This is a genomic window from Klebsiella sp. 2680 (genome assembly GCF_900198535.1).
Lineage (GTDB): Bacteria > Pseudomonadota > Gammaproteobacteria > Enterobacterales > Enterobacteriaceae > Klebsiella > Klebsiella indica.
This window is the reverse complement of sequence record NZ_FZNJ01000003.1, coordinates 582,591-608,505: the sequence shown is the minus strand read 5'-3', so window position 1 is coordinate 608,505 and position 25,915 is coordinate 582,591. Positions and strand designations below refer to the sequence as shown.

At 53.1% G+C, this 25,915-nt stretch carries 19 protein-coding genes and 1 tRNA gene; 12 read left to right on the top strand and 8 right to left on the bottom strand.

Features of this window, described 5'->3' with window-relative positions:
• Positions 1–78 precede the first annotated feature (78 nt).
• Positions 79–1,260 carry a PLP-dependent aminotransferase family protein gene (locus FN037_RS16000; protein WP_138362538.1) on the top strand — a complete coding sequence of 394 codons (1,182 nt, stop codon included), beginning with the start codon at positions 79–81 and terminating at the stop codon, positions 1,258–1,260.
• 120 nt (positions 1,261–1,380) lie between these two features.
• On the opposite strand, the gene FN037_RS15995 is transcribed toward FN037_RS16000, so the two are convergent.
• The gene (locus tag FN037_RS15995) at positions 1,381–3,465 is read right to left on the bottom strand and encodes a TonB-dependent receptor (RefSeq protein ID WP_241675652.1); all 2,085 of its coding nucleotides are present in this window, start codon (positions 3,463–3,465) and stop codon (positions 1,381–1,383) included.
• A 680-nt stretch (positions 3,466–4,145) separates the two neighbouring features.
• Positions 4,146–5,501, bottom strand: a complete 1,356-nt coding sequence (locus tag FN037_RS15990; RefSeq protein ID WP_142502683.1) for a bifunctional diguanylate cyclase/phosphodiesterase — start codon at positions 5,499–5,501, stop codon at positions 4,146–4,148.
• Positions 5,502–5,907: 406 nt separating this feature from the next.
• On the opposite strand from FN037_RS15990, the gene FN037_RS15985 reads away from it, so the two are divergent.
• On the top strand, positions 5,908–7,593 hold the full coding sequence (locus FN037_RS15985) for a family 43 glycosylhydrolase (RefSeq protein ID WP_142502682.1): 1,686 nt from the start codon (positions 5,908–5,910) through the stop codon (positions 7,591–7,593).
• A 78-nt stretch (positions 7,594–7,671) separates the two neighbouring features.
• Here the strand turns inward: FN037_RS15985 and FN037_RS15980 are convergent, their stop codons facing one another.
• Positions 7,672–8,364: a response regulator gene (locus tag FN037_RS15980; RefSeq protein ID WP_138362542.1), complete on the bottom strand. Its 693-nt coding sequence runs from the start codon at positions 8,362–8,364 to the stop codon at positions 7,672–7,674.
• Entirely contained in the window at positions 8,354–9,991 is a 1,638-nt protein-coding gene (locus tag FN037_RS15975; protein WP_142502681.1) for a sensor histidine kinase, read from the bottom strand. Before FN037_RS15975 ends, FN037_RS15980 begins: the two co-directional genes overlap by 11 nt.
• Before the next feature lie 336 nt (positions 9,992–10,327).
• Here FN037_RS15975 and FN037_RS15970 point away from each other — a divergent pair, with 336 nt between their 5' ends.
• From FN037_RS15970 to citG, 7 genes are all read left to right on the top strand, one after another.
• Positions 10,328–11,692, top strand: coding sequence for a 2-hydroxycarboxylate transporter family protein (locus tag FN037_RS15970; protein WP_138362544.1), 1,365 nt, complete (start codon positions 10,328–10,330; stop codon positions 11,690–11,692).
• Between the two features lie 21 nt (positions 11,693–11,713).
• Positions 11,714–12,577, top strand: a complete 864-nt coding sequence (locus tag FN037_RS15965; protein WP_138362545.1) for a fumarylacetoacetate hydrolase family protein — start codon at positions 11,714–11,716, stop codon at positions 12,575–12,577.
• A 16-nt stretch (positions 12,578–12,593) separates the two neighbouring features.
• Positions 12,594–13,613, top strand: coding sequence for a [citrate (pro-3S)-lyase] ligase (citC, locus tag FN037_RS15960; protein WP_142502680.1), 1,020 nt, complete (start codon positions 12,594–12,596; stop codon positions 13,611–13,613).
• A 17-nt stretch (positions 13,614–13,630) separates the two neighbouring features.
• Positions 13,631–13,924, top strand: a complete 294-nt coding sequence (gene citD / locus FN037_RS15955; protein ID WP_138362547.1) for a citrate lyase acyl carrier protein — start codon at positions 13,631–13,633, stop codon at positions 13,922–13,924.
• Positions 13,921–14,796, top strand: coding sequence for a citrate (pro-3S)-lyase subunit beta (gene citE, locus FN037_RS15950; protein WP_138362548.1), 876 nt, complete (start codon positions 13,921–13,923; stop codon positions 14,794–14,796). Before citD ends, citE begins: the two co-directional genes overlap by 4 nt.
• Positions 14,797–14,806: 10 nt before the next feature.
• A complete protein-coding gene (gene citF, locus FN037_RS15945) occupies positions 14,807–16,330 on the top strand; it encodes a citrate lyase subunit alpha (protein ID WP_142502679.1) in 1,524 nt (507 codons plus the stop codon).
• Between the two features lie 64 nt (positions 16,331–16,394).
• Complete coding sequence (gene citG / locus FN037_RS15940) at positions 16,395–17,222, top strand: triphosphoribosyl-dephospho-CoA synthase CitG (protein WP_142502678.1); 828 nt, start codon at positions 16,395–16,397, stop codon at positions 17,220–17,222.
• A 290-nt stretch (positions 17,223–17,512) separates the two neighbouring features.
• Here citG and FN037_RS15935 read toward each other — a convergent pair whose 3' ends face one another.
• Positions 17,513–18,289, bottom strand: coding sequence for an SGNH/GDSL hydrolase family protein (locus FN037_RS15935; RefSeq protein WP_142502677.1), 777 nt, complete (start codon positions 18,287–18,289; stop codon positions 17,513–17,515).
• A 10-nt stretch (positions 18,290–18,299) separates the two neighbouring features.
• The gene (locus tag FN037_RS15930) at positions 18,300–19,337 is read right to left on the bottom strand and encodes a porin (protein ID WP_142502676.1); all 1,038 of its coding nucleotides are present in this window, start codon (positions 19,335–19,337) and stop codon (positions 18,300–18,302) included.
• A gap of 413 nt (positions 19,338–19,750) precedes the next feature.
• On the opposite strand from FN037_RS15930, the gene FN037_RS15925 reads away from it, so the two are divergent.
• Entirely contained in the window at positions 19,751–21,121 is a 1,371-nt protein-coding gene (locus FN037_RS15925; protein WP_142502675.1) for an adenylosuccinate lyase family protein, read from the top strand.
• A gap of 37 nt (positions 21,122–21,158) precedes the next feature.
• Here FN037_RS15925 and FN037_RS15920 read toward each other — a convergent pair whose 3' ends face one another.
• Complete coding sequence (locus FN037_RS15920) at positions 21,159–22,052, bottom strand: MurR/RpiR family transcriptional regulator (RefSeq protein WP_142502674.1); 894 nt, start codon at positions 22,050–22,052, stop codon at positions 21,159–21,161.
• Positions 22,053–22,393: 341 nt separating this feature from the next.
• On the opposite strand from FN037_RS15920, the gene dcuC reads away from it, so the two are divergent.
• Positions 22,394–23,761, top strand: a complete 1,368-nt coding sequence (gene dcuC, locus FN037_RS15915; protein WP_142502673.1) for a C4-dicarboxylate transporter DcuC — start codon at positions 22,394–22,396, stop codon at positions 23,759–23,761.
• 27 nt (positions 23,762–23,788) lie between these two features.
• A complete protein-coding gene (locus tag FN037_RS15910) occupies positions 23,789–25,483 on the top strand; it encodes an NAD-dependent malic enzyme (protein WP_142502672.1) in 1,695 nt (564 codons plus the stop codon).
• A 298-nt stretch (positions 25,484–25,781) separates the two neighbouring features.
• Here the strand turns inward: FN037_RS15910 and FN037_RS15905 are convergent.
• Positions 25,782–25,857: transfer RNA gene (locus tag FN037_RS15905), tRNA-Phe, on the bottom strand.
• Between the last annotated feature and the right edge of the window lie 58 nt (positions 25,858–25,915).

Genomic DNA, 25,915 nt, shown 5'->3' with positions numbered 1-25,915 from the left:
GGTGAACATCGCGTGACCGGGGCGTTTCGGTAAAAACAGATAACAAATCACAACAACAAGACAGAAAAGGAAAATAGTATGCACGATCGGCGACTCGCCGCCCGCGCGGGGGAGCTTAAGCCCTCTGCCGTCCGCGAACTCCTTAAGCACAGCAAGTTGCCCGGGGTGATCTCTCTGGGCGGCGGTATTCCGGCCCCGGAGCTGTTTGATACCGAAGGCCTGAACCTCGCGGTGCAGCAGGTGATGAACGGGCGTTTTAACGATGCGTTCCAGTACGGTTTGACCGAAGGTTATCCGCCGCTGCGTCAGGCCGTCAGCGAACTGTGTCAGGCGCGCGGCGTTGCCTGTGCGGCAAGTCATGTCTATATCACTTCCGGTTCGCAACAATCGCTGGATATCGTCGCCCGTACGCTGCTCGATCCGGGCGACGCGATCGTCGTTGAACGTCCGACCTATCTGGCGGCGCTGCAGGTATTCCAGCTGGCGCAGGCCAATATTCTCAGCGTCGATACCGATGATGACGGCATGCTGGTGGAACAACTGGCCGACCTGCTGGAAACCACCCGCGTGAAAGCCGTTTACCTGGTGCCGACCTTCGGCAACCCCGGCGGTAAAACCCTCAGCGAAGCGCGTCGTCGTCGTCTGGTTGAGCTGGCGAAGAAGCACGATTTTGTCATTATCGAAGATGATCCGTATGGCGAAATCAGCTTCACCGATGAAGTTCGCCGTCCGCTGTATCACTACGCGGTTGAACTGGGATGTGAGGATCAGGTGGTGTACACCTCCACCTTCTCTAAGATCCTCGCGCCGGGTATGCGTATCGGCTGGATCGTGATGCCGGACTGGCTGGCGCAGCAGACGGTGATCGTCAAACAGGCGGCGGATCTGCATACCAATATGCTGTCGCAGGTGATCACGGCGGAATACCTGAGCATGAATCGTCTGGAAAGTCAGATTGCCCTGATCCGCGAAGATTATCGCAAGAAATGCGTGGCGCTGGCCGATGCGCTGGAATCGCGCCTTGGAGAGCATCTTGAATTTAGTCGCCCGAAAGGCGGCATGTTCCTGTGGGCTCGCTTCCGTTATCCGTTTGATACGATGGAATGGATGAAGAAAACGCTGGAAAACGGCGTGGTCTACGTGCCCGGCGAAGCCTTCTATAACGATGACCCGGATACGCGCACGTTGCGTCTGTCTTACTCTACGGTGTCAGAGGATGGCCTGATGACCGCCGTGGAGCGCCTGGCGAAGTCGCTGTAATGACGCTGTTTCGCGCCGTCGGGCGGCGCGAAGATCCTGTCTTTGATTGATCGCGACGATATCACCGATCTCTCGCCCGTCGCTACTGGCGGCGGGCGAGAGAAACGTGGATCGATTCCGTCAGAAATTCACATTAACCGAAACCCAGTAGTTACGCCCTGGGACCACATAGCCCGTGGTGCTCTGGGATGAGGTGAAGTAATCGCCCGCCGTGGTGGTGCCGCCGTTCACAGGGAAGACATGCGTCCGGGTAAAGTCCTTGTCGAACAGGTTATTCACCGCGCCGTTCAGGGTGACGTCTTTCGAGACTTTATAAGAGCCGCCCAGGTTGTAGACGGTCCAGGATTTGAAATAGCCACCAAGGTTGTCATACACCACTTTATTGGCTGCGCTCAGGTTGTCGTAGTTTTGCGTAAAGCGTGCGGTTTTACTCCGGTATTCCACTTTCAGCCACGTAGAAAACTTCTCGTTTACGTTCCAGTTTAACCGGGCGTTTGCCATATGTTTTGGCGTGTTGGTTAATGCCGCACCTTTGTTATTGCCGTCTTTCTGCTCGCTGTCGGTGAAGGTGTAGTTCATATTCAGCGACCAGTCATCAGACCACAGCGGGACCGAGGTACCCAGCTCAAGACCCTGGGTAATTGATTTACCCACGTTGGTATAAGTGCTGGTCGAGCTGTCAATTGTTTCACTGCTGATTTTATTTTTGAAGCGGTTGTGGAACAGGGTGGCATTGGCGCTGAATCCACTGTGGTTTTCGTAATAGACGCCTAATTCGGTATTGACGCTTTCTTCTGGCTTGAGATTTGGATTGCCGATGGTGTTGATGGTGCCCTGGCCGGTCACGCCGCTTATCCCATTGTGCTGTTGCGCCAGCGAGGGGGTCTTATATCCGGTACTCACGCCGCCTTTCACGGTGATCTCGTCAAGGGCATCCCATACCAGATAAGCCCTCGGGCTGACATGACTGCCAAAGGTTTCCTGATATTCATAGCGGGCGCCGTAGGTCAGCGCCAGAGGCTCCAGTAAACGCCATTCGTCCTCGCTGAATAAGGACCATGAATCCTGTTTAAATTCGTCGCCACCGTTGGCAAGGACAATGCCGTCCTTCATGCGCGCATTCCAGTACTGGCCGCCTACCGTCAGCAGATGGCTGTCCCCCAGCGGGGCGACCAGTTTTGAATCCAGAATGATATTGGTATTTTTCAGCTCCCGTTTTTCACCGGCCAGTCCGGAAGCGGCAGGAACAGAGGATGTCGTGATCAGGCGTCCTTTATTCTCGGTTCTGTTCCAGGAGAGCGTTGAGTTGAGAGTACCGAAACTCAGGTAATTATCGCTGCCAAGGGTCAGTTTTCGGCGCTGATAACGCAGAGTGTCTTCATATCCTCCGGAAGAACCAATAGTACCCAGTTGGTTATTCTTGTTGTCGTATGTCTGATTAGCAATTTCGCCGTCCAGCCAGAGTATGTTCTTGTCGTCGACCTGCCAGAGCAGCTTGCTGCCCAGGGTATAGTTTTCCGATTTGACCGGGTTCGGGCCACGGTTACTGAGTTCGCTGCCGGTTGTGGAAGATTCCACATGCGATGCCTCGCGACGGAAGATATTGCCGCGCAAGGCCAGCCCCAGTTTGTTCTCTATTAGCGCGCCGCTGGAATAGAGTGAGAATTTTGAATTGTCCCCGTAGGTCGTATCTTCCTGGAAGGTATGTTCGAGAGTGGCGGTTCCGGACCATTCCGGGGCGATTTTTTTGGTGATGATATTCACAACTCCGCCCATCGCATCCGAGCCGTAGAGTGTGGACATGGGGCCACGGATGATTTCGATACGTTCGATCGCGGACATGGGAGGCATGAAGCTGGTGTTCATTGCGCCAAAACCATTGGGCGTAACGTCCGAGGTTCCGTTTTGGCGTATCCCGTCCACCAGAATCAGGGTGTAACTGCCGGACATGCCGCGAATACTGATATCAAGCCCCCCGGTTTTACCGGTTGTGCTGTTGATGTCTACCCCTTCCACGTCACTGAGGGCGGAGGCGAGGTCGGTGTAATTGCGCTGGCTGAGTTCCTGCTGACTGATAACCGTAATACTGGCAGCGGCTTCACGCAGTTTCTGTTCATACCCGGAGGCGGTGACTACCATAACGTCGTCCGTTTCTGCTGCCAGCACGGAAGGGGCGGTTGTCGTCGCTAAAAGAGGTATTAACATTTTTTTAATCATTTTTACTCCCTATAAGTAATATCCTATTGATAAATATTTATTATTATGAATTGATCTAATTGATGATGTAAATACAAATAAATATCATTTACATTTCTTAACAAAGGGAAGCCGCTAAAATCGCCGCCTGGCGGCATCGGCAATAATGATGACGGGATAATTTCTCTTGTCCGGCGCCACTATTGCGCCTGCTTTCAGCATAAATCTGCGATTTTTCGGCGATCGCAGGCGGTGCTGACGGGCCGTCGTTCCGTATCAGTGGATGAAAAGGTGTAATGAAATATTGCTAAGTGTTTTTAAGGGCAATCGGTAATGGCGAGGGGCTGGAGGGAATCAGATAGTCGTTACTGAACGCCGGGCAGCCGGAATGGTCGTGGCATGGAAACCGGTTTGCAATATGGTGCTCGCAGAGCATGGCGTATTTGGACGTTGTGCAGGTAATTTTAGTAGCGGAGAGGCGAATGCCGATCGGTTCAGCGAGTCATCGATGTTGTCTTCCGCTGCATTTGCCGCCCGGAAGCGCTGACCGCCATCCAGGCGGCCCGTCCTGGATGGGCGTTTGCGTTCTCGCCTGGTTTCCTGATGCGCCCAATCCCCATGCGGTAAGTCTGGGATGAATACCGGTGAATGGCCCTTAACTGACCGGCATCAGGCGGAGGAGCGCTTTTTTATGTCTGCAAAAGCTGGTCAGCGAGGTCAGACCGTTCAGGCTGTTCTCCGCTGCTGAACATTTTCTCAAAATCGGGCGCACTTAGGGGCCGCGCGAAATAATACCCCTGAAAGGCATCACATCCGAGGGTCTTCATGATCAACCACTGCGCTTCTTCTTCTATCCCTTCGGCCAGCACCTGCAACTGCAGTTCTCGCCCCATCCGGATGATATTGCGGGCAATGACTCTCCCTTTTTCTCCTCCCAGGACGGCTTTTACAAAGCTACGGTCAATTTTTATCTGTTCCAGCGGCAACTGTCGAAGATAACTCAGGGAAGAAAAGCCGGTGCCAAAGTCATCCAGTGCAAAACGGAAACCTGAAGCAGCCAGAGTCTCCATTGTGGTCACCACAACCGGCATATCGGTGGCAAACACGCTTTCCGTCAGTTCGAATTTAAGCTGTGATGGATTGATCCCGGCGGACACCACCGTCTCGATGACATTTTCCGTAAAATCAGTCTCCAGAATATGGTCCGCCGTAAAATTCACGGCCAGAGTCAGGCGCGCCATTTCCGGCCGGCTTTGCCATTGTGTAAGCCGGAAACAGGCTTCCCGGAGCACCCATTCGCCAATCAGCGGCATCAGACCGGCTCGCTGTGCATCCGGAAGGAAAAAATCGGGAGAGAGTAGCCCTTTCTCGGGATGCTGCCACCGCAGTAAGGCTTCAGCGCCGGTAAATCCACCGTCGGCGCTGACCTGTAACTGATAGTAGAGGACAAATTCATTCTGTTTCAGTGCCCGACGAAGTTGTCTTCCGATATCTGTCTGACGGGAAAAATCCGCCTGCAGGGCAGCCATTCCGCCACCCAGCATGACGGTAACCATCATGGCATTTACCCATGAACTGATCTCCCGGAACGCTGTCGGCATAGGGATGGCAAACGGAAAGACCAGCCTGCTGCTGCAGAACACCACGAACATCAGCAGGCTGGCTATGATCATCCCGGCCTGCTGGCGTGACGGGGTTCTCTGGTAATTGATATATCCGACCAGGGCAATGACCAGGAGATAGAGATGGGTCGTTCGGAGAACCTCTTTATTCGGGATATCGAAAAGGAGGCTAAAGAGGCAGACAAAAAGCAGACAAACCAACTGGGCTGCCAGCAGTCCGGCGGAAAAATTTCCCCGACGGGCCAGCAGCCAGCAGGGCAGGATGGCCACCCCCAGTCCCAGAAGGGCAAATGCCAGAGACCAGTAGCCAACCAGTATAAAGACCAGTAGCCAGCCGAGCCCGACGAACGTACCCGCAAGGGATGCCGCCCGGCACAGCAGAAAGAAATACGCCGGTTGCCGTTCTTTTTGGTTCAACATCATGGTAGCGTCCTGTGCAAGGGCTCTCGTCAGGGTATCCCGGCATACAGCACGGTATTTTCCGTATGCGCGGATTGCATCGGCAGATATTCAGTATGCCGACGCGCCACAACGCGCGTATTACGCAGATTTGCGTCTGATTGCCCGGCATTGGGCAGGGGGCATTCGTGTCGCCCCACGCTGTTCGTCTTCGCCACGGTACTGCCCGGCGGTGGTTTTTTAGCCCGTTATGGGCGGCCACAAAATTGCCGGCCAGTGATTGCTCTCCCGGTTAATGTTTTATATCACTGGCGCTGACATTCGGAAATATAAAGCATGATAAAGATACACTTATCGTAGGTAAGCCAGGGATAGCCACAATCAATCCGGTGGTTACCGGGCGTAATATTATTCATATGGTGAAACTGTAATGCACAAAGGAACGGTACTTTGCTTGTTGTTGTCTATCATCCCACTCGCGCACGCAGATTCATCAGGTTTGCCCGCAACCGTTCCGGGCCAGGCAACCCTCTTCAATTTCGCCCCACGGGATGTTCTTCAGGGCCAGGATGGTTTACCGCCGTCCCCCCATGCGCCATTAAAATATGGTGCGCCGGTGCTGCATCTGGATGTTGCCGGCAATGCGGTGGAAGAACATGCCGCCTCAGTCGCCTACTTTAACGATCAATACTGGATGTATGCCGAAAAATGGGGCTGCGGAAAACTGGTGATGTTCAGCGGCAGCATTCCGGGGAAAGGGGGGGCAGAAAAATTGTCTCCCGTGAAAAATGCCGGCCAGTGCGGGCTGGCCGCGTATTCTTCTCCGGATATGACGAACTGGACATTTCAGGGGCTATATCAGCCGGAAGGCATTCGGGGAAGCGCTGCAAAACCACATGTTCTGTGGAGCCAGCCGCTGAAAAAATATGTGATGTGGTTTAAGGCGGGCGATAATTTTGCCAGAACCGGCGGGCTCTATTATGCTCTGGCCGATTCCCCCGCGGGGCCATGGAGCCAGCCGAAAATCGCAACGGGCCCCCATCTGGCTCATGATTTTGATATTACGATCTCGCCTGAAGGCAAGGCTTATATTGTCACGGATGTGTTTTCCGGTCAGTTCGATAAAACCTCGCCGGGAGGCCATAAACCTTTGTGGGATCTCTGGATACAGGCGTTGACCCCGGAACTGACCGGCACCGTCGCGGGGAGCGCGACCCGTATTCTCAAGGCGGCCGATTTTGAAGCCGTCGGCTTATTCACGCATAACGGATACTGGTATATCACCGGTGGGCCGACCTGTGGCAACTGCCAGGTGCCGATCCGCTATCTGTACTCTTCGTCGGTCACGTCCGGATGGACCAATGAACAGGGCGAGACCGGCGACGAACTGAAAATGGGTTCGCTCCTGACACAGGATGGCTGCACAGGGCAAAACAAGGGGGCGGACACTCTGCCTTCCTTATCCGGCCCGGTCATTCTCAGCGCCATCTGGGGATACCGCACCGGTCCGGCGAGCTATGCGCCGAAAGGGCGGGTGGTTCACGGTGACAACAGCCAGGCCATTTCATCAACCTACTGGTTTCCGGTGACCTTTAACGCAAAACATCAGATTGAGAAATTTACCTGCCCTGCTCAGGTGAATATCCCGCTCAACCGGGCTGTCAGTCCGCCGGCGCCGGCGCCCTGGCAACCGGTCTGTCAAATCAGACATGGGAGCGTCGTGAAGCAGACGCTGCCATCGTTAAACCGCTATCACGGCGCGCTGACGCTGAGCCTGTTCCAGAGGACGGATGATGAAGGTCCGCTGAAACAGAATGGCGTGATACTGAATGCGCCCCTGAATGTCGATATTCGCTTCACGGATGGCAGCGAGGTCAGACGGCGCATCCCGGCAACCGGTGTTGCGTTCACACCGCAAGTACAGCCATTCACGCTGTCTGACTCAAAAACAGTGTCAGACATCACGCTCAGTTCAGAAGCCACTAACGGCTGCTATGGCACGGTAGTGGCGCCGGCCAGATCGTCAATGAACCGTTATTCTGTATTGAAAAAAGACGATGACCAGCATCATGACGGTGTCAGAATGTATACTGGCCCGGACGACAGGGTTCCGTGAGGATGAGTGGTCTCCTTGGCGCGCTTTGTCAGGGGCATATTTTTATTGGCCGGCGAGGATAACGACGTGACGGGCAACTCACGTCATCACCCGCCGGTACATACGACGTGGATGGCCAATTTTGCCGTATTGCATCTCGACGACCAGAAAACCGGCATCCACGCAGTGTTCCAGGTAGCGACGGGTTGTGGTTTTGCTCAGCCCCGTTTCATGAACCACTTCATCCACGGAAAAGCAGCGTTCCGTCTCGTCGGTAAATAGCTTTTGCACCAGCGCCAGCGTATTCTCTTCAATCCCTTTGCTGCCGTTATCCTGGCGGTAGTTCCTGGCCTGCAGTTGATAGAGGGAGTCGACGTTTTTCTGGTCGACGACTTTCCATACCCGCTGCTGCTCGGCAAACTGTACAAAACGTTCCAGCGACTGGCTTAATCGCTTCCAGGAGACGGGTTTGAGAATGTAGTCGAATGCGCCATTGCGAATGGCCAGGCTACAGGTATCCATGTCGCTGGCGGCGGTAATAAAAATCACCGAGCAGTTGGTGTGGGCAATAAGCGGATCGCTAATCAACGTAATGCCTTTACCGTCCGGCAGGTAGTTATCCAGCAACACCAGTTGTGGGTGCGTGCTGCTCAGTAATGCCCGCGTTTCGTCCAGCGACGAGGCAATGCCGACCAGCCGCAGGCGTGGATGTTTGCCGATCAGTTCTGCATGAAGCTGCGCAAGCGCGTTTTCATCTTCGACTATCAGCACGTCTATTAATTCATGTTGCATAGTTCTGATCTTCCAGGGTCGTTACGGGGCGCGGTATGTTGCCCGTTTCAGGTATAAACAAAGAAAAAATCGTCCCGTGAGGCGCGTTGCTGGAGACTTCAATCGATCCACCAGCCTGCGTAACATAGCTGGCGATCAGATACAGGCCGATGCCATGATCGCCCCCGCGTTTGGTGGTTATTCCGCGCTCAAAGATACGTTCACGGATTGCCGGATCGATACCGATGCCATGATCCGCCACTTCAATGATCAGCTCTCGCTCATTGAGCAGGATCAGCACTTCCACCGGCGCGTGCGGCGGGGCAGCGCTCTGGGTTGCTTCAATGGCATTGTCCAGCAGGTTGCCGATACTTGAAATCAGTTCCGCTTCCCCCAGTGACCGGCAGGGTTTCGCCATCCGGCACAGCGGGTCAAACGCCAGTTCGACGCCTTTTTCACGGGCGCGCGCCGCTTTACCTACCAGTAGCCCACATAACGTTGGCGAGCTAAAGCGCGACGAGATAAAATCCAGTAGCTCTTGCGCATGTTCTGAGTGCGCCTGGATATAGCGTATTGCTTCGTCGTAACGCGCCATATGCAGCAGGCCGGAGAGCGTAGCCATGCGGTTAAGCTGCTCATGGCGCATAATGCGCAGATTATCCACATAGCGTTTCACCTGACTGAGCTGCGCGCTCAGGGTGTCGATTTCGTTGCGATCGCGGAAAGTGATCACCCAGCCCTGTAACGTCTCTTCCAGCATAATGCGCACCCGACTGGCGATCACCGTTAACGCGTTGAAGCGGCAAATCTCATCGTGAGTGTCGTTTTGCAACATTAGCGAGCGCGTGAAAAAAGGCACAGGGGTGATTACTTCATTAATGGCCTGCCCACGCAGCGCGCGGGCAGGCTGGCTTAAGCCAAGAAGCTTGCGCGCGGCCTGGTTGATCACCTCAATGCGCAGCTCGCTGTCGACGGCGATCACGCCTTCATAAATGGACTCCATCAGCGCTTTTTGCTGGCGCACCAGCAGGCCGATTTCGCGCGGTTCCAGCGAGAAGATCTGCTTTTTAATCCCGCGGGTGAAATACCACGAAAAGACAAACAGTGCGATCAGCAGCAATATGGCCGCAATAAAGATATTGATCGCTTTGCCAAGGGTAATGGTGTCGAGATAGCTGGTCAGATATCCTACCGACACAATACCCACCACGTGGCCGTTATCGTCAAAAATGGGCGTTTTACTGCGCAGGGAAATGCCTAAACCGCCTTTACGGATCGTGGTGATGCTTTTCCCCTGTAAAACGTCCGCGTTGTCGCCGCCCACCAGTTTTTTCCCCACCATGTCAGGATCGACGGAATGAAATAGATGCAGCCCTTTATTATCACCAATGACAATAAAACTGGCATCGCTATGTATTACGAGCTTTTGCATAAATTGACTGATGGCTGGAATATCTTTTTTCGCCACGCTCTGGCGCAGGCTCGGAATAATCGCTATTTCCTCAGCCTGAATTTTTGCTCTGGCGCTCATTTCCTGGTATAGCTGGCGACTCATGTCCTGATAATAATAAACGCCCAATAGAACGAAGAGGCCGGAGAAGAACAACACCAGCGAAATAAAAAGTTTAATTTGAAAAGATACTCTCATGACGGTACGCACAGCAGCTAACGATTCGCCAATGTACCATCTTTTTTTGCTGCTGTACGTAGTTTGCTGGAAAGCTGTGATCCCTTGCACAGCAAGCATTTGCGCTAAATAAATGACCTGTTAAATATTCTTTTTGGGGAATGTTATTAACTTGTGTTTCTTTTTTAAAAAACCATAAAAACCACGACAATAATTAAGGTGTAAATCACATAAAATAAAAGAAACCATAAAAGCCATAGGTACCATTAAAACTCTAAATTTATTATGCCGAATCTCACATTTAATGAGCCTTTAGCCCTTTACTCTGTCGGCACAAAATAACCAAGGGGCTTAATTATGAGCACAACTGACGATTCATTTTCTGTTACCTCTGAATCGCTGACGATTCAAAAAAGATCACTTAAGGACAGGTGGTGGCACATTATGGATAGCTGGAAGGTCGGGATTATTCCGCTGCCGTTATTCCTGTTGGCTGGCGCGCTGATTGCCATCGACTGTCTTGGCGGCAAACTGCCCAGTGATATTGTGGTGATGGTCGCCACACTGGCATTTTTTGGCTTTGCCTGCGGCGAGTTTGGTAAGCGCCTGCCCATTGTCGGTAAACTGGGGGCGGCGGCGATCTGCGCGACCTTCATTCCGTCGGCGATGGTCTATTATGGGCTACTGCCGGACGTCGTTGTGGAATCCACGACCAAATTCTATAAATCCACCAACATCCTCTATCTCTATATCTGCTGCATCATTGTCGGCAGCATCATGAGCATGAACCGCACCACCCTGATTCAGGGTTTCCTGCGTATATTTTTCCCCATGTTGTGCGGTGAAATTGTCGGCATGCTGGTGGGTATGGGGGTTGGCCTGGCGCTCGGTATGGAGCCGTTCCAGATCTTCTTCTTTATTATACTGCCGATCATGGCCGGGGGCGTGGGGGAAGGCGCGATTCCGCTGTCCATTGGCTATGCCACCATTCTGCATATGGATCAGGGCGTTGCGTTGGGGCGTGTCTTACCGATGGTGATGCTCGGCAGCCTGACCGCCATCATTATCTCCGGTTGCCTGAATCAACTGGGTAAACGCTTCCCGCATCTGACGGGGGAAGGCCAATTGATGCCGAACCGTGATAACGGCGACGCTCAGGTTTCGGCGGCGCCGGCATACTCTGGAAAAACTGACGTCACCACTATCGCGGCGGGCGCGCTGCTGGCGGTACTGCTGTATATGATTGGTATGCTCGGCCACAAATTGATTGGCCTCCCGGCGCCGGTTGGCATGCTGTTCGTCGCTGTGCTGATCAAGCTGGCGCACGGCGTCTCTCCGCGTCTGCTGGAAGGTTCTCAGGTGGTGTACAAATTCTTCCAGACTTCGGTCACCTATCCCATTCTCTTCGCCGTTGGCGTGGCGATTACGCCGTGGGAAGAGCTGGTTCACGCTTTCACCATCGACAATCTGCTGGTGATCGTGAGTACCGTTTCCGCACTGGTTGCGACTGGCTTCTTCGTAGGTAAAAAGATCGGCATGCATCCTATTGATGTGGCTATCGTTTCCTGCTGCCAGAGCGGTCAGGGCGGTACAGGGGATGTTGCCATTCTGACCGCGGGCAACCGCATGAGCCTGATGCCATTTGCACAGATTGCTACCCGCATTGGTGGGGCGATCAACGTGTCGGTATCGCTGCTGATCCTTGGCAATTTCCTCGTCTGATTAAGCATTACAGGAACTGATATGAAACTCGCAAGCTTTATCCATCAGGGGAGTCGTAGTTACGGCATCGTCAAGGCTGATGGCATGATCAATCTGGGGCAGCGTCTTGGCAACCACTATGGCGATCTGAAATCACTGCTCGCCGCCGGCGCGCTGAATGAGGCGCAACGGTTAGCTGGCGAAACGCCGGATATCCGCTTTGACGATCTCGAATTTCTGCCGGTGATCGAAAACCCAGGGAAAATTCTTTGCGTGGGTATGAACTATGCCGAAAAGCGCAAAGAGTTTGATCAACACAACCCGGCGCCGACGCTGTTTGTGCGCTTTGCCGACTCGCAAACCGGGCACAACGCGCCGGTGCTGAAGCCGCGTCACTCCAGTGAGTTCGATTACGAAGGCGAACTGGCGGTGATCATCGGTAAAGGCGGCGAGGACATCTCCCGCGAGACGGCGTTAAGCCATGTGGCCGGTTACAGTTGCTATATGGATGGCTCGGCGCGCGACTGGCAGCACACCTGGTTTACTGCCGGTAAAAACTGGCGGCAGACCGGCGCGTTCGGCCCGTGGATGACCACCGCCGATGAGATCCCGGATCCGCATGCGCTCGCCATCCGCACCTGGCTGAATGGCCGCATGGTCCAGGATGACAACACCGCCAGCATGATCCACAAGGTGGCCGAACTTATCGAGTACATCAGCACGTTCACCAGTCTGACGCCAGGGGATGTGATTATCACCGGTTCGCCGGGCGGCGTGGGTAAAAAACGCAATCCGCCGCTGTTTATGAAAGCGGGCGATCGCATTGAAGTGGAAATCGAACATATCGGCCACCTCAGCAATGTGATTATCGATGCGCCAGCCCACGCGCTGACGACGGCGCACTAAGGACGAAGGCTACACCATGCAAGCACGACCTCCCATCGACTTCCGCGTAGCGGAAGTCAACGGCAATACTCAACGGCTGGCCGCTGTCCGCACGTTGCTGGCAGACAGTGGTTTAGGTATGGACAGCGATATCACCACGTTTGTTGAAGCCTGGTCGGGAAACCGGCTGGTGGGGTGTGCGGGCCTTGCCGCCAACGTTATCAAGTGTGTGGCAGTGGATGAACAGCTGCGCGGTGAAAACCTCAGCGCGCAGTTGCTGGCGGAAGTCGAGTACCTGGCGCTGGCGCGCGGTCATCTGCATCTGTTCTTGTGTACCCGCCCGTGCAACCGGGAGCGCTTTCAGCGCTGCGGTTTCTGGCCGATTGCGCAGAGCGGCAACAACGCCATTCTGATGGAAAACACGCCCACGGGAATTCAGCGTTACTGCCGCACTTTGCAGGCTGAACGCCTGCCGGGAAAACGGATCGGCGCCATTGTGATGAACGCGAACCCCTTTACCCTTGGACATCGCCATCTGGTTGAACAGGCGGCGCGATCCTGCGACGGGCTGCATCTGTTTGTGGTGCGTGAAGACGCTTCGTTCTTCCCTTTTGCCGCCCGGTTAAAGATGGTGAAAGCAGGCGTGGCGCATCTGACGAATGTCACCGTGCATGAAGGCTCGCAGTACATCATTTCCCGCGCCACCTTTCCGGCCTATTTCCTGAAAGAGACCGGAAAAGTGCAGCAAGCATGGAGCGAGATCGATCTGCTTATCTTCCGCAACTATATCGCCCCGGCGCTGGGCATTACGTATCGCTTTATCGGTAGCGAGCCGTTCTGCGATATCACCCGCCAGTACAACCAGACTATGCATCAACTGCTGGCGGGCGTCGTGGAGGTGGTGGAGATCCCTCGCATCAAAGCCACCGGCAGCGCCATCTCCGCATCGGAAGTGCGGCGTTTACTGAAAACACACCAGTTTTCCCGTATTCGGGAAATTGTACCGGATACCACTTTCGCGCATCTCGAATCCCATTACAGCGCGGAAGTTGCTTAAAAATCAGGAATATTATTATGAAAATTGTTAGGGAGGCGCTGGCAGGGACCCTGGAGTCCAGCGACCTGATGGTAAAAATAGCCCCTGCGGAAGGCGAACTTGACGTCGTCGTGCGCAGCGAAGTAATTAAGCAGTTTGGCGAGCAGATCCGCCAGGTGGTGAACGCCACGCTGCGGGCGATGGATGTCCACCAGGGCTTAATCATCATTGAAGACAAAGGCGCGCTGGATTGCGTGATCCGCGCCCGTCTGCAAAGCGCCATTCTGCGCGCATCTGAGGCCACGGAAATCGACTGGGGGAAACTGCTATGAAAAAGCTTCGTCGTAGCATGCTATTCCTGCCAGGCGCTAACGCCGCCATGCTCTCCACCGCCTTTATCTATCGCCCGGATTCGATCATGTTCGATCTGGAAGATGCGGTCGCCCTGCGTGAAAAAGATACCGCGCGTCTGCTGGTCTTCCATGCATTGCAGCACCCGATGTATCAGGATATTGAAACGGTGGTGCGTATTAACCCGCTGAATACGCCATTTGGCTTGCCGGATCTGGAGGCGGTGGTGCGTGCCGGCGTGGATGTGGTGCGTTTGCCGAAAACCGATACCCCGGAAGATATCTACGAACTGGAACGCCATCTGGAACGTATTGAACTGGCCTGCGGTCGTGAAGTGGGTTCCACCCGCGTGATGGCGGCGATTGAATCGGCTGTCGGCGTCATAAACGCGGTGGCGATCGCCCGCAGTTCTCAGCGCCTGATTGGTATCGCGCTGGCCGCTTTCGACTACGTGATGGATATGCAAACCGAACGCGGCGATGGTACGGAGCTGTTTTACGCCCGTTGCGCCGTGCTGCACGCCGCCCGCGCCGCAGGTATTGATGCTTTCGACGTGGTGTGGTCAGACGTTAATGACGAAGCGGGTTTCCTGCGCGAAGTCGAGCTGGTGCGCAAGATGGGCTTTAACGGTAAATCTTTGATTAATCCGCGCCAGATCGACCTGCTGCATAACGCTTATGCACCAACCCGGCAAGAGGTCGACCACGCTAAATTAGTTATCGAAGCGGCAGAAGAGGGCGAACGCAACGGCCTCGGCGTGGTGTCGCTGAACGGCAAAATGATCGATGCCCCCATTATTAATCACGCGCAGATGGTGCTGGAACGTGCGGCTGCGTCCGGCGTGCGTCGTTAAGGACTGAACAATGAATCAAACAGAGCTTCTTCACGTTAATTTTCCCCATCTGCGTAATTTAAAACCCTTTGAGAGCGCACATACCGCGACGCCATGGCTGGCGGACATAAACAGTAAACACACGCGTAAATTGTGCGCCTCGCTGGAAGACGCCATCGCGCGTTGCGGCCTGAAAGATGGGATGACTATTTCATTCCACCACGCTTTCCGCGAAGGGGACCGGGTGATCAATAACGTGGTGGCGACGCTGGCGCGGCTGGGATTGAAAAACCTGACGCTGGCTTCCAGCTCGCTGATGACCTGCAATGATGCGTTAATCGCGCATATCCGCAGCGGCGTGATCTCGCGGATCTACACCTCCGGGATGCGCGGCAAGCTGGCGGAAGCGATCTCTCACGGTTTAATGGCGGAGCCGGTTCAGATTCACTCCCACGGGGGGCGTGTGAAACTGTTGCAGGATGGTGAGCTGAACATTGATGTCGCGTTCCTTGGCGTACCGTGCAGCGATGAGTTTGGTAACGCCAACGGTACGCAGGGGAAATCCGCCTGCGGTTCGCTGGGTTATGCGATGGTGGACGCGCAGTTTGCCAAAAAAGTGGTGTTGCTGACCGAAGAGCTGGTGCCATACCCGAATATGCCAGCCAGCCTGCGGCAGGATCAGGTCGATCTGATCGTGCAGGTGGAAAGCGTCGGCGATCCGGCCAAAATCAGCGTTGGCGCGGCGCGCGTCACCAGTAACCCGCGTGAATTGATGATCGCCCGTTACGCGGCGGATGTCATCGAGCACTCGGGCTATTTCAAAGATGGCTTTTCCATGCAAACCGGTTCCGGTGCGGCCGCCACGGCGGCGACGCGTTTTATGGAAGAGAAGATGGAGTGTCACGGCGTGAAAGCCCGTTTTGCCCTTGGCGGCATCACCGGCAGCCTGGTGGATCTGCATGAAAAAGGGCTAATCGAAAAGCTGCTTGATACCCAGTGTTTCGACGGCGAAGCGGCGGCTTCGTTGCGTCGTAACCCGAATCACGTCGAGATCTCCACCAATGTTTACGCCAACCCCGCAGGTAAAGCCGCCAGTTGCGATCAGCTGGATGTGGTGATCCTTAGCGCGCTGGAAATTGATGTCGACTTTAACGTTAACGTGATCACCGGTTCCGATGGCGTCATGCGCGGCGCATCCGGCGGCCACTGCGATGTTGCCGCTGCGGCAAACCTGACGATTGTGGTCGCGCCGCTGCTGCGCAGCCGTATTCCGACAGTGGTAAAACGCGTAACCACGCTGCTGACGCCAGGGGAAAGCATTGACGTGCTGGTGACCGACCACGGGATTGCCGTCAATCCGGCGCGCCCGGATATCCGCGAACGTTTACTGGCGGCCGGGCTGAAAATTGTGGATATCGAAGCCCTGTATCAGCGCGCTATCTCCCTGACCGGCGAGCCGAAACCGATCGCCTTTACCGACCGTATCGTCGGGGTGATCCGCTATCGTGACGGCAGCGTTATTGACGTTGTCCGCGAGGTCAAAGAGGAAAATTAATGACCACACTGATGCCCGTGGGAGCGGGCGTCAGGCTGACTGGTTCACGTTGAGAGGTTAACTAATGGCTGGTTTGCTCGCGACTAAATCCTCTACTACTGATGTGCCTGCGCTTGCTGCGCAGGCGCTGCGCATCGAGCTGGATTTAACCCCAAAGCCGGGACTGGTGGACAGGGAGAATAATGGTTCGCACCGTGATATGGATCATGCGCTGTTTGTAAAGAGCATTGCCGCGATTACGCCGTGGTTCACGGAGTTTTTCCGGGCCGGAGAGGATTATGCGCAGAAGGCGGCCAGCGACCAACTGAGGTTACTGCGTCCGATGGGCATCGCCTGTGAGCAAGCGATGTTTGCGGCAACAGGAGGCGTGAATACCCATAAAGGCGGTATTTTTTCTCTTGGCCTGCTCTGCTTCGTGGCCGGACGTGTGCAGGGGCAGGGGCGGTTTGTCAGCGCTGATGCGCTCTGTCGGGAAGTCAGTGATATCTGCCGTGGGCTGGTGGCGTGTGAACTGGCCGGGCGTCCGCAGGCGACGACGGCGGGGGAAAAACAGTTTCGCCAGTATGGGCTGACGGGAGCGCGCGGTGAAGCAGAGCGGGGGTTTAATACGGTGCGTCGCGCGGTATTGCCGTTCTGGCATCAGGAGCAGGGAGAGCGACGGCTGCACAATGCGCTGCTGCGGCTGATGGCCGCTAACCGCGACAGCAATCTGGTATCGCGTGGCGGCATTGTCGGGCTGCGTTATGTGCAGGATTACGCGACGAGATTGCTGGCAATGGGCTGGGATAACGCGGCGTTGCGCGAAATGGATAATGCGTTTATCGCCCGGCGACTCAGCCCCGGCGGCAGCGCGGATTTGCTGGCAGTCGCCTGGGTACTTGCCGGGCTGTAACCAGACAAGTGTTTTATCGCTCAGAGCCTGACAGACCGGAAGGCATGTCACCCGGGGCGGGTGAGGCGATGAAACACCGAGAATGGTGGGCTGAGTAACGCCCGCGATAGTATTGAGCTCCTGCCGGTGTTAGCAATATGCCGGTAAATAACGGCAGTTTGCCCTGCAACCTTCTGTTAATGATTTCGGGTTGTCAGTCCGCGCGCGGGCCGGATTTTATCCGGCCCGCGCGATGGGGATGACGGGAGTGCAGGCCCGATAAGCCTGGCTATCGGGCAACCATACAGATGTTATGACGATTTCTGAAATTCGCTGACGGTTTCCCACGCGATCTGCTGCAATGCTTTTGCGGTGGCTGGGGTCATATCCGTGTCTACAGGTAGCGCCCCGCCCACTGGCGACTGGTTATACAGCGTGGCAAAGAACACACAGGCGGCTAAATAGGTTCCTGCGAGGGATGGGTGGACGCCGTCCTGATAATAGAGATTAATTTCCGGGTGGGTTTTACGCGCCTTTTCGAAAGCCAGGCCGACCGGTGCGACATAGCCGCCTGTTTTCTGCGCAATGGAAATATAAGACTCAGCAAGTTTCTGTATATCCTCTGGTTTATCGCGCTTTGCCCAGGTCATAAAGTACACGACTTTTGAACCCGCCTGATGCGCCATATCCGCCATTTTTGTTGCGGAGTCAATGAAGTTCTGCCGGGTACTCTCTTTCTTCGAAATTGTCTCCGTGGAGTTGCCTTGTAAGATAACAACGTCCCATTTTTGCAACGTATTTTGATAGGCGAGATTATTAATTTGCCAGCCTAAATGACCGCTTGAGATGGTGATCCCTCGATATTTATACCCTTTCGCGTGGTTCGGCAGTAAGGAGCGCGTGAGATCCCGTAAGCGGGTATTAATATTATTGTTATAGAAGGTAAAGGAGTTGCCATACAGCGCGACAATTTTATTCTCACCCTCTATTTTTGCATAAGGTGAGGGCGCTAATAGCGCATCAGCATGCACACATAAACTGCTGAACAAAAAAGTCGAGGCCAGGGATAACTGCATTATTCTTTTCATCATTCACCTGTCAGAAGTCATAGCGGAGTCCAACGATGATCGCGTCATCATTGACTTTTTGGTTTTTATTGGCAAAAGCTTTATCGTAAGTAAATGATAACCAGGTGTTACTGGCTAACGTGATTTGAGTTTCGACACGCCAGTCTTCTTTTTCATAGACGGATTTATCTTCCTCATCCAGGAAACTGTAACCGGTAAGGAATTTAAATTTACCGTATTTCCAGGACAGTAGTGTATCCATACCTTTAAAGTCATTGTCACTTTTGTTATCGCGCGCAATGGAGGTGCGTAATGCGGTGACGGCGGCTTCAATGTTCTTATAACTGAGCTGTAAACCCGCCATGATCTGGTCGTTTTGCTTCCGACCATCGGTGGTTTTTACGCCATCCTGGCGTTTATAGCGGCTGACGGCAATTGCCGGTGTGAGTCTGAAATCACCCAGTCTGAGCATTTTCCTGTAGCTGGCCATCGCGCCATAATCCAGCGCATCATTATCACGGCCATTACCTGCGACCCACGCCAGTTGTATCTCATTGCCTGCAAATTTAGCGTTCCATTGTACGGTGCCGTCCTGGCGGTTGTACTGGTAAGAGTTATCGAAGGTGGTGATACCGTAGCTGTAAATATTCGGCGTAAAGTTTTTATATTTATCCGTCATTTTCATGACCTGATACAACGGGTTTTTGGTTCTGCCGACAATCAGTTCGCCCCAGGTTTTATTGGACAAACCAATATAGGCGTAGCGTGCTTTTAGATCGTTATCCCCGGTGTTGCTGTCGTTTTTTTCGGTCCGCACCTGCCATTCCAGACGGCCCACGATCTTTGTCTCGGGGATAAAATCCACATCCCGGGTAAGGTAAATTCCCAGACGGCCACCCAGATTTGTTCGCGTTTCGCTTCCGGCATAAGAGTTTTCTCCGCTGGCAATTTTACCTTCTACACGACCATAAATATCCAGCGTATTTCCATCTTTATTATAAATACTCATCGCATATGCCGAGGTTGTCATCCCCGTCAGTAAAATGAGTGAAATCATTTTTATTTTCATAGCTTCCCCAGAAAGCAATAGTTAGCTTATTTGTCTGTTTGAGTGAGCGGTTTATCACAGAGAGAATTGTTCTGGATAAAAGGGTGGTCATGATATGGGAATTATTTTTTCTCATTACAAAATGTGACTTTTCGCGCATAATGATGCCCTGTTTTATCTGCTGTTAAATTTAACGATGATTATTCGTGAAAAGCTAAGGCAAAACAAAATATGCGCTGTACTGACAAAGTCACTCATTGTGATAGCTATCTCATTTTTGTGCTTTCCGGGTGTTAAAAAGGGAAAATAAAATTCTCATGACGTATTTTATGAATGGGAATTTTATTTTCCCCTGTTAATCGGTTGGCCGATCCCGCAAGATTCATTCACGACCTTTTATATTAATATGCTTTATATTGCCGGAGAGTCGCAGTATGTACGGTAAGCAAACAACAGTATTTGATTCTGACCTCTATTCATCGCTCTTTACCGAGAGCCGGATGCGGGAAATCTGGTCTGACGACAATCTGCTTCGCTGCTGGTTGACGTTTGAAACAACGGTAGCGCGCGTGCAGAGCGAACTGGGCATTATTCCTGAACAGGCGGCGATTGAAATCGAACAGGCATGTCAGAACATCGAGATAAACTGGCCTGCCTTAGCTCAGGGAACGCAAACGGTGGGCATGGCGATTAAACCCTTGATCGACCAGATTTCGGCTGCTGGCTCTCCGCTGGTTAGCCGTTATCTCCACTGGGGATGCACCACCCAGGATCTGCTGGACTCCGGTGTGGCGATGCGATTACAGCAGACGCTGCAGCGGGTATATCAGCAACTGATTGAGGCAGGGGAAGAGATGAAGGGCATGGCCTTAAAGCATGCCCGCACCGTTATGGTTGCGCGCACCAATTCGGTTGATGCCTCCGCCACGACCTGGGGGCTGCATGTCTCCGGCTATCTGGCGGAGGTGAATCGGCATCTGAACCGGCTGCAACAGCTCTATCCCCGGGCGATTACGGGTCTGTTTGGCGGCGCGGTGGGGAACCTTGCCTCCGTCGGTTCTCAGGGAATGGCGACGCGTGAGCGGTTGATGCGGGCGCTGGGGCTAAACGTTCCCTGTGGTATAAACAATGCCAGCCAGGATGCCATTGTTGAAGTGGTCCAATGCTTTGCGCTGATTCACGGTACGCTCTGCCGCCTGGCGAATGACGTGGAAACCCTGGGACGCACCCCCATCGCGGAAGTGCTTGAAGGCGAGGGCGGCGGAGGCTCCAGCACCATGCCGCACAAGGCCAATCCGCGCGCCAGCAATATGATTCAGACGCTGGCGAGGATGGGCTGGATGTACGCCTCCGGCGCGCCTGCGATGCTGGATCAGCAGGATGTGCGCGCGGCGTCGATGAGAGTATTGAACTGGACGATTCTACCCGAGGCGTCGAACGCCTTATCGGTCAGCCTTAGCCGGGCCAAAAAGCTGCTTTCCCACCTTATTGTGAATGAAGACAGAATGCGCGCTAATTTTGACTGCTCGAAATCTTTCATTATGTCGGAATCGATTACGATGAGTCTGGCGAATAAAATAGGGCGAGAACCCGCTTATAATTTAGTTAAAGCGCTGCTCAGTCAGGCAAATGGTGAGCAAAGTCTTATCGACATTGTCCACGCCAGCCCGGAAATTCGGGCGTCGTTATCCGCAGAAGAAATTGCCGATGCCTGCGAGCCGTTGTCTTATATTGGTTGCAATGATGCGCTGATTGCCGAGACCCTCGCGCGGTTTGATGAAATGAAAGTCATCAATATTGCGTAGCGCTTTATGTCGGGAGCGTCCCTCCCGACTTTGCTGGTCAGGTAGTATGTGAAGAAGCGGAAAATGTCTCAAAGAAGAGAAACAACGCTTCCAGTTGGGCAAAGTTGCCTTCATTGTCACTCTTCTCATAAGCCAGATGCAGAATCAGTTCGATAAAAAAGAAACCGAGAATTCGGCTTTGAAAAATGGACTCCACGTCGCTTGGCAGTACAAACTGAAGATCGCAGAATTTACCGTAAGGATTGGCATCAGAGTTGGTGATCAGCACGACGGTCGCATTTTTCTTTCTGAACCATTTCGCGATATTGAGCGCGACCCGGTTAAAGCGATAGTAGGAGAAGACGATCAGAACATCATCTGGTTCAATGTTTATCAGGCTCTTGGGCAGCTCGCTGATGTCGGTGGAGAGGAGCGTGATGTTGCTGCGAAAGTACTTTAACAACGTACAAAAATGCAGCGCCATCGCATGGGAGGAGGAAGGGCCGACCACATAAATAGGGCGCTGGCTGTTGAGTACCAGTTCGATGAATTTATTCAGACTATCAATGCTGATGGTCTGTTTAAAACCATTAAATAGTGAAGTGACTTTATCATTGAAGGTATCAACAATCTGTTCTGTTTTGGGGGCTTTTTTAGGTCGCTGGCGACTGTTTTTCTCAAAAGGCGCGGCGATTTTGTTTTTTGACAGCGTGGTATCCAGCGCTCTTCTGAAAGCCGCATAGCCGGTAAAGCCGATTTTATTCAAAAAGCGTCCGATGGTTGCTTTGCTCACTGCGGCATTCTGGGAAAGATCGACAATCCCATGATAAGGTAATTCGCTGAAGTGTTTATTAATATAGTCATTAAGCCGACATTCAGACTCGGTCAGGTCACCAATATTTTGGGTGAGTGAATTATACTCATCCAGACTTAATGTGTTTTTCCTGTACATATGCAGTCCCGGTGACATTTTATATTGAGAGTGTTATATGAAAAGATGCCTCTGTCGTCAATCATTCCGTGGCGGGTAATTTAGCAAAATGGCTTATTTTCTGATAGCGCGCATATCATGTTGATAAGATGCGATCTCACTCACAAAAAATTATGGGAAAAGACCTTTCCCCTATTTTATAACCCTGTGGTTTATTACGATAAAGTCGATAGCACAATTATTTAATTACCGTATGTTTACGCTTTTTCATGGCAATATGGATGGCAGTATTTACCTGTTGGTGAAAACGCTGCTTGCATAAGGCTGATATCTCTGATTTGTAGGGTATAGGGATTGTTGTTATGACTGCATTTATTATAGCAATAGTGATAACAGTGATTGCCGCGTGGTTAATTGTAAAAAATTACCAGCCGCAAACTGTGTTATTATTCGCGGGACTGGCATTATTAACAGTTACCGCGCTGTTTTACCCAGAAAACAGTATTCTGTATGGTAAGGCAAAATCGACCGGGTCAATCTGGCTGGATATTTTCAGTTTTGCAAAAGCGTCGTTGACCACGCAAATTGCGGGTATTGGTTTAATTATCATGGCGGCGGGGGGATTCGCCAGTTATATGGATCACATTAAAGCCTCGAATGCGATGGTGAATATGTGTATTCGTCCCTTGCAGGTCATTAAAGCGCCTTATCTTATTCTGGCGCTGGGCTACATTTGTGCGCAGCTTCTGCATGTGGCGATCTCCAGCGCTGCCGGGCTGGCGATGTTATTACTGGTGACGTTCTTTCCCGTTCTGGTGCGACTGGGCGTCAGTAAAGCGTCCGCTGCCGCGATGATCGGCCTGTGCGCGTTTATGGATCTTGGACCGGCGGTTGGAACGGCGAATCTTGCGGCCAAACATGCCGGAATGGAAAGCGCGATTTACTTTGCGCACTATCAGATGCCGGTGGCGGTTGTGGTTATGTTGGCCGTCTCGGTGGTGATTTTCTTTTCCGCCAAATATTTCGATAAAAAGGATGGGTTTGTTCCGGGAACGGAAGAAGTCGCCGAAACGGAAGAGGAAGAACGTAAGGTCCCGGCCATTTATGCGCTGCTGCCTGTATTGCCCGTCGTTCTGGTACTGGTTTTCAGTCCGCTGGTGATCGCATCTATCAAAATTGACGTTGTGACGGCGATGATCCTCGGGGCGGTGATCGCTTTTTTCTTCGAACTGTTCACCACGCGTGATTTCCGTGCCTGTTGCAAAGGGTTGCAGGTATTTTTCAAAGGAATGGGAAGCATGTTTACCAGTATCGTTTCTTTACTGGTCTGCGCGGATATCTATGCCCAGGGGCTACAGAAGATCGGCGCGGTGGACTATCTCCTTCAGTCCGTGCAAAGCGCCGGTCTGGGCTTTACCAGTATGACGCTGGTGATGACGGCGCTGGTGGGCGTTACTGCGGTATTAACCGGTTCTGGCGTAGCGGCATTTTTCTCCTTTTCCGGGCTGGCGCCCTCTATCGCGGCGAAGTTTGGTGAAAGCGCGGTCAATATGATTCTGCCTATGCAGCTGATGGCGGGAATGGGGCGCGCTATTTCTCCGGTTGCCGGCATCATTATCGCCGTCAGTAAAGCGGGAGAATGCTCACCGTTTATGATTGTCAGAAGAACGCTGCCACCGGCGCTGGCGGGGATTGTCGCGATGTTGATTGCCAACTATGTGCTGATTTAACGCTTTTCTTATTACCGGATGTAACTTATGGACAGCAACGTGACACACGATGTTTTATACGTCCCGTTTACGGGAAAACTGTTACTGGAATCGCCGTTATTGAATAAGGGAAGCAGTTTTACTCAGCAGGAGCGGAATGATTTTAATCTTCATGGATTGCTGCCCTGCGCTATCGAAAATATTGATGAACAAGCGGAACGCGCTTACCAACAATATCTGGAGGCGGAGTCTGATAACGCGCGGCATATTTATTTGCGTAATATCCAGGATACGAATGAGACGCTATTTTATTACCTGCTGAAAAAACACCTCCCGGAAATGCTGCCGATTGTTTATACCCCGACTGTTGGCGCGGCCTGTGAAAAGTTTTCCGGGATTTACCGTCGCGCCAGAGGGGTCTTTATTTCGTGGCCCGATCGCGAACGTATTGACGATATTCTGCATGATATCCCGAGACACGATATCAAAGTGATTGTGGTGACGGACGGGGAACGCATTCTGGGACTGGGCGATCAGGGCGTCGGGGGAATGGGGATACCGATTGGTAAACTGTCGCTGTATACCGTTTGCGGCGGGGTAAATCCGGCGCATACGTTGCCCGTTATGCTGGATGTCGGGACAAACAATCCGCGATTATTAGACGATCCCCGCTATATGGGCTGGCGGCATCCGCGCATCACCGGTGAAGACTACTTTGCGTTTATCGGTATGTTCATCGCTGCGGTGAAACGTCGCTGGCCGGATGTATTGCTGCAATTTGAGGACTTTGCCCGGCATACTGCGGTTCCTTTGCTGCATCGTTATCGTGATGAGCTGTGCTGTTTTAATGATGATATTCAGGGAACGGCGTCGGTCGCGCTGGCGACAATTTTAGCGGCCTGCCGCGCCAGCCAGCGTGATTTTAATCAGCAGACGATGGTCATCGTTGGCGCAGGGGCGGCGGGTTGCGGCATTGCCCGCCATATCATCGCCTGCCGGGTGGCTGAAGGTATGGACGCCGCAGAGGCCAGCAAAACGATTTTCATGGTGGATCGCGACGGCCTGGTGATGACCACCGCCTTGTCGCTGGCTGATTTTCAGGTTCCGCTGGCGCAGCCTCCTGAAATGCTATCTGGATGGGCATACGCTGGCGCGACGCCATCCTTGCTGGAGGTCATTCATAACGCGAAACCTGGCGTGATGTTGGGCGTTTCAGGGCAGGCGGGGCTGTTCACTGAAGAGGTGGTGCGTACGATGTATCGCCACTGCGAGCGCCCGATTATTATGCCGTTGTCTAACCCGACCTCCAGAATGGAGGCCCGGCCGCAGGACCTTGTCCGCTGGACTGATGGACAGGCGATTATCGCAACGGGAAGCCCTTGTGAGCCGGTAGATTTTGCCGGACGTACGATACCGGTATCGCAGTGTAATAACGTGTATATCTTTCCTGCCATTGGTCTTGGCGCAATTGCCAGCGGCGCCAGGAGGATCACGGAAACGATGCTGATGGCGGCGAGCCGCGCGCTTGCCGACGCTTCGCCTTTGGTGCGCCATCATGGCGGAGGACTGCTGCCGGAAATCAACATGATATGCGATGTAACCCGCCGTATTGCCTTTGCGGTGGGGAAGGCGGCGCAGCTGTCCGGCGTAGCGGATGCGCTGGATGATGCGCTACTGACACAGCGCATTACGGCGCATTTTTGGTTACCGCACTATCGCCCTTATAAACGCCGTGCTATCTAAATAACTGTAAGCATTCCATTAGGATGCACCAGTAGATACCTTCCCTTTCCATCAGGTAGCTTGATCTGCTTGTCGGAAGGCCTGGCATTTTTTACAGCAATATCCGTTAAGCGCATAGCAAGCCTCCTGAGTGAATGTTGGTAAAAACCCCATCGAACTGAGATGACCAACTTTTTTACCAACAAATAGGGGGCGCTGCCAGTCGATTTTAACGGACAGTAGTAGACAACTAAAAGGGGATAACTTATTGACTTTATAAAGAAAAACGGACGCCGAAGGGCGTCCGTTTCTGAATAAGTGGTGCCCGGACTCGGAATCGAACCAAGGACACGGGGATTTTCAATCCCCTGCTCTACCGACTGAGCTATCCGGGCAACGGGGCGCATTAAACCTGATTCGCCGCACCTCGTCAACGAAATTTATCTATTTTGT

Coding starts and splice junctions, on each gene's coding strand:
- FN037_RS15925 (WP_142502675.1), top strand. CDS start 19,751: ATGTACGGTAAGCAAACAACAGTATTTGATTCTGACCTCTATTCATCG.
- FN037_RS15910 (WP_142502672.1), top strand. CDS start 23,789: ATGGACAGCAACGTGACACACGATGTTTTATACGTCCCGTTTACGGGA.
- citG (WP_142502678.1), top strand. CDS start 16,395: ATGGCTGGTTTGCTCGCGACTAAATCCTCTACTACTGATGTGCCTGCG.
- FN037_RS15930 (WP_142502676.1), bottom strand. CDS start 19,337: ATGAAAATAAAAATGATTTCACTCATTTTACTGACGGGGATGACAACC.
- FN037_RS15985 (WP_142502682.1), top strand. CDS start 5,908: ATGCACAAAGGAACGGTACTTTGCTTGTTGTTGTCTATCATCCCACTC.
- FN037_RS15995 (WP_241675652.1), bottom strand. CDS start 3,465: ATGTTAATACCTCTTTTAGCGACGACAACCGCCCCTTCCGTGCTGGCA.
- dcuC (WP_142502673.1), top strand. CDS start 22,394: ATGACTGCATTTATTATAGCAATAGTGATAACAGTGATTGCCGCGTGG.
- citF (WP_142502679.1), top strand. CDS start 14,807: ATGAATCAAACAGAGCTTCTTCACGTTAATTTTCCCCATCTGCGTAAT.
- FN037_RS15990 (WP_142502683.1), bottom strand. CDS start 5,501: ATGATGTTGAACCAAAAAGAACGGCAACCGGCGTATTTCTTTCTGCTG.
- citD (WP_138362547.1), top strand. CDS start 13,631: ATGAAAATTGTTAGGGAGGCGCTGGCAGGGACCCTGGAGTCCAGCGAC.
- FN037_RS15980 (WP_138362542.1), bottom strand. CDS start 8,364: ATGCAACATGAATTAATAGACGTGCTGATAGTCGAAGATGAAAACGCG.
- FN037_RS15965 (WP_138362545.1), top strand. CDS start 11,714: ATGAAACTCGCAAGCTTTATCCATCAGGGGAGTCGTAGTTACGGCATC.
- FN037_RS15935 (WP_142502677.1), bottom strand. CDS start 18,289: ATGAAAAGAATAATGCAGTTATCCCTGGCCTCGACTTTTTTGTTCAGC.
- FN037_RS16000 (WP_138362538.1), top strand. CDS start 79: ATGCACGATCGGCGACTCGCCGCCCGCGCGGGGGAGCTTAAGCCCTCT.
- citE (WP_138362548.1), top strand. CDS start 13,921: ATGAAAAAGCTTCGTCGTAGCATGCTATTCCTGCCAGGCGCTAACGCC.
- FN037_RS15970 (WP_138362544.1), top strand. CDS start 10,328: ATGAGCACAACTGACGATTCATTTTCTGTTACCTCTGAATCGCTGACG.
- citC (WP_142502680.1), top strand. CDS start 12,594: ATGCAAGCACGACCTCCCATCGACTTCCGCGTAGCGGAAGTCAACGGC.
- FN037_RS15920 (WP_142502674.1), bottom strand. CDS start 22,052: ATGTACAGGAAAAACACATTAAGTCTGGATGAGTATAATTCACTCACC.
- FN037_RS15975 (WP_142502681.1), bottom strand. CDS start 9,991: ATGAGAGTATCTTTTCAAATTAAACTTTTTATTTCGCTGGTGTTGTTC.